The following is a 3,751-nucleotide window of genomic DNA, read 5'->3' on the forward strand; positions in this document are numbered from 1 at the left end:
CCGTCCGCTGCCTGCCCCTACCCCACCACGGTCATGCCCCGCACACGAAGAAGCCCCTGCTCACCGAACAGGGACTCCCTTTGCCACAACGCACTGAGGTAAGCACCTGCGCGACTCCGCGTTCGGAATGCCACCACACGCACCCGTCGAACTGCGACGGCGTCGACCAGGCGAGTCGTCGGTGGCGCGGCAGCACGAGTTGCTAGTGGGGGCAGCGGACGACGGCGCCGACGTCACCGCGCGCAGCCGCCGTCCATCTTTAGATCACCTCGCATGGATTCCGTACACAAGCCGATGCCACTCACCGAACGCCGCAACCAGGTCCGGAGCCTGTGTCTGTCGGTCCTTGGCCAGGGCATGGATGAGCATGAAGATCACCTCCTGCGCGTAGTCGGGGACGTCGGACAACGTGTTGGGCGGCCGTTGGATCAGTTTCGACTCTCACCTCGCCCACCCGGCACGACAGGAGCAGCATGGTAGGTGGAGGGCTCATTCAGGCCTGGCTAACGCTGGGGCGGAGGGCGCCTGTGCGGGCTACTCCCGGCGGCAAGAGCCAGGGTTGCAGGGCCTCTCGATGTCCCGGGCCGCCCCGAGGCCCAAGCATCGCGGTGATCTTGTCGGTCGGTTCACCCAAGTGCACAACCAGGGGCGGTGCCCGTTGCGCGCGCCCGGGGAAGAGCATGGCGGCCGCGAAATCCACGCGTAGTCGTCCGCCGGGCGACTTCCGACAGCCTTCAGCAGGATGGGTCGGGTTGCCCGGTTCCGGTGGTGCATGGGGTGCCCCGAAGTGCGGCGGCGACGCCGTACTGGGCCCCACCAGGAGCAGTTCATGGCAGCGACGACGGATGTGTTGATACCGGCGTTGGAAGACGCTCGTGAGGCTCACGCCGCGGTCGTCGACCGGTTCAGGACGGATGTGGCCTTCACACGGCCAGGTGTCGACCGGCGGGCACTCCAACGCCAGGCCGCCGAGGCTCAAAGCCACCTCGAACGCATTGAGGACCGCGTACGGGAGATGCGCCCTCGTCCCGGGATGCTGTCCGCCGCCGGACGGTTCATGCAGTTGGCGACCCGCACCGTCGTGCGGGCGACCATGCTGCCGCTGGAGGTGGGGGCGTCGGCCGTGGCGGAGCAGGTACGTGGTCAACAGTCGGCTCATGAGCACCGGCTGCTGAAGAGCACAGAGGACGAGTACGCGGCCGCAGCCCGGGCCCTGGCGACCTGCCAGGTGGGCAGCGATATCGCCGAGCAACTGCACGATCCGGAGACTGCCGACCTGCTCGCCGTACTGCGTCACCAGAACGAGCAGCTGCTGGAGGTTCTCGAGGAGAATCTCGCCCGGCGGGCCAGGGCCGCGGTGATTGTCGGGAGCGACCGCCGTCCCCCACCGGCCCGAGCCGATGAAGGACTGCTGGGCGCGGTCATGCGCACAGTGCGCGAAGCCGTGGCCTGCCTGCGGGCACACACCGGTGCGGGCAACTTGCGAAAGATGCCGGCCGCTACCCCCTTGGCCGAGGAGGAACTGCAAGGCGCGGTCATCCGCGAGGAGGACCTTCCCCTCCCCCGCTACAGCCGGCTCGGCATCCCCGAGGTCCAGCAGCGCCTGCGCAGCCTGTCCCAGGCAGAACTGACCGTGCTCGACGGCTACGAACGTGTCCACGCCGCCCGCCACCGGGTACTGAGCGCCATCGCGGACCTGCGGGAAGCCGAGCCCTGGGCCGGCTACGACGTGATGGACCCGGAACGCATCAAGATTCACCTGCACGACGTCTCCGACGGTCTGGTCCGGCAGGTCCTGGAGTACGAGCGGCGCCACTGTCAGCGCAACACAGTGATCAACGCGGCCAAGGGCGTATTGCCGCCCACACCCGGGGCCGAGGGTTGAACGTCCATCTCAGATCGTGCGCTAAGCCCTCGCGGCCTTGATTGGCTCTTTGACTGGGCTGATCGTGCGGCGAAGCCTTCGCGGGTCGATGTTGTCGATCTACGGAGGGACCTGGTGGCGGTCGAGTTCTTGTCGGATGAGCAGGCAGCCCGGTACGGGTCGTTCTACGAGGCGCCGTCTCGTACGGAGTTGGAGCGGTACTTCTTCCTGGATGACTCGGAGAGAAGGAGGCTGGAGAAAAGCCAGGCGGCGGGTGATTACCGCTCAAGGGGGATGCCGCCCAGCCACTGCTGGGGCTGGACCATGGGATTTGGTAGTAGGTGGTCACGCTTGGCCACTGCCGGGGCAGTTCGGCACGCCGCACCGCGTCGGAGGCCAGGGGGGAGGCCACGCCCAAGCCGGCGAAGGTGCCGCAGCCGTGGAGACATGGCGCAGCGATGCGCCGCATCGCTGCGCCGTGCCCGAGGGCCGGTGGTTTTGGTGGGTGTGTGCCAGTCCAGCAGGGATAGAGCCTGTTCAGCCGCGTCCCGCACCCGGGAGGGATCGTTCGACGCCTTCCCCAAGATCCGTACCCCCTGTAGCAGGACGAGCAGCATGCCGTCCGGGATGGTTTCCGAGCGGATGGTGCACATTGGAAGGATGAGCCTTGGGCAGCGCCTCGCCCATCTACGGCAGCTGTGGCAGTCGAGTCATGCGCTGGTGGCGATTCCGCTTGTACTGATCGTCGCGATCATCCTGGCGGACCTCCGATCCCCGGAATCCGTCCACCTTGGCCCGCTGCTCGTCGTAGCCCCTGCCATCACCGCCTCGTTCGGCGGCTACCGACTGACTGGACTGATCGGGGTACTGGCGGTGGGTGCCCAGGTCCTCCTCGCTGTACTCCAGGGCGGGGTGGCCACCACCAACCACATCTCGCAGATCATCGCGCTCACGATCCTGTCGGTCTTCGCCGTGATCGTGTGCTTGGTTCGCGACCGGCGGACGGCGGAACTGGCCCAGGTGCGGTCCGTCTCCGAGGCTGCCCAAAGAGCCCTGCTGCGCCCGTTGCCTGACCGGCTCGGTCCGCTGCACCTCGCATCTTCATACCTGGCGGCCGAGAAGGAGGCATGCACCGGTGGCGACCTGTACGCGGTGGCGCGTACAGGTGACCGTACGCGTGTGATCGTCGGCGATGTGCGGGGAAAGGGACTGGCCGCGATCGGAGAGGCGGCCACGCTGCTCGGCTCATTCCAGGAGGCCGCCCACCACCACGCCACACTGCCCGCCCTCGCGGAGGCCCTGGACCGCAGCGTCTGCCGCTACCTCACCGGATTCCCGCAGGCGGACGAGGAGGCACAGGAACACTTCATCACCGCGCTACTGCTGGAGATTCCCGATCACAGCCCCGTCTCGCGGGTCATTCACTGCGGACACCCGCCGCCCTTGCTGATCAGGCGTGGTCACGTGAAACCCGTGGCGAGCTCACACCCGGCGCCCCCACTGGGCATGTCGGGGCTGGGGCCGGAGACCTACGACACGCATACCTTCTCGTTCCACCCCGGTGACACCCTGCTCCTCTACACCGACGGCGTTATGGAAGCCCGCGACCGCAGCCGAGCCTTCTACCCGCTGCAAGAGCGGGTCGCCCAGTGGACCCAGAACAACCCCAAGACACTTGTGCAGTGCGTCGAAAAGGATCTTCTTGCCCACGCCGACGGGGCTCTCGGCGATGACGCCGCCATCCTCGCCATTCAGCGCACGCTCGTGCCACGCACCCGTCTCCACGCCAGCCCCCTAGTGCCGCATCAGGCAACGTTCGCCCTGTGATGAGGCGTCACTGTATTGCTGCGCTGGGCGGTACCGGACCGTCAGAATGATCACGTGGCT

The 3,751-nt window shown here is 67.3% G+C and carries 2 protein-coding genes and 1 pseudogene; 2 read left to right on the forward strand and 1 reads right to left on the reverse strand.

All coding sequences use genetic code 11. From position 1 onward, the window contains the following. The first annotated feature begins 1,015 nt into the window (after positions 1–1,015). Positions 1,016–1,885 (forward strand): hypothetical protein, encoded by an 870-nt coding sequence (locus tag ACWC91_RS41305; protein ID WP_450644944.1) that lies wholly within the window; start codon positions 1,016–1,018, stop codon positions 1,883–1,885. A 494-nt stretch (positions 1,886–2,379) separates the two neighbouring features. Here ACWC91_RS41305 and ACWC91_RS41310 read toward each other — a convergent pair. Next, positions 2,380–2,481 (reverse strand): annotated as a pseudogene (locus ACWC91_RS41310) (TetR family transcriptional regulator); the annotation flags it as partial. On the opposite strand from ACWC91_RS41310, the gene ACWC91_RS41315 reads away from it, so the two are divergent. Beyond that, the gene (locus tag ACWC91_RS41315; RefSeq protein WP_450644943.1) at positions 2,480–3,691 is read left to right on the forward strand and encodes a PP2C family protein-serine/threonine phosphatase; all 1,212 of its coding nucleotides are present in this window, start codon (positions 2,480–2,482) and stop codon (positions 3,689–3,691) included. The pseudogene ACWC91_RS41310 and the gene ACWC91_RS41315 overlap by 2 nt on opposite strands. The last annotated feature ends 60 nt before the right edge of the window (positions 3,692–3,751 follow it).

The organism is Streptomyces sp. NPDC001204 (genome assembly GCF_053598035.1).

Bases quoted from the DNA above. Each gene is read 5' to 3' on its own strand.
- ACWC91_RS41305 (WP_450644944.1), top strand. From the start codon at position 1,016: ATGCGCCCTCGTCCCGGGATGCTGTCCGCCGCCGGACGGTTCATGCAG.
- ACWC91_RS41315 (WP_450644943.1), top strand. From the start codon at position 2,480: ATGCCGTCCGGGATGGTTTCCGAGCGGATGGTGCACATTGGAAGGATG.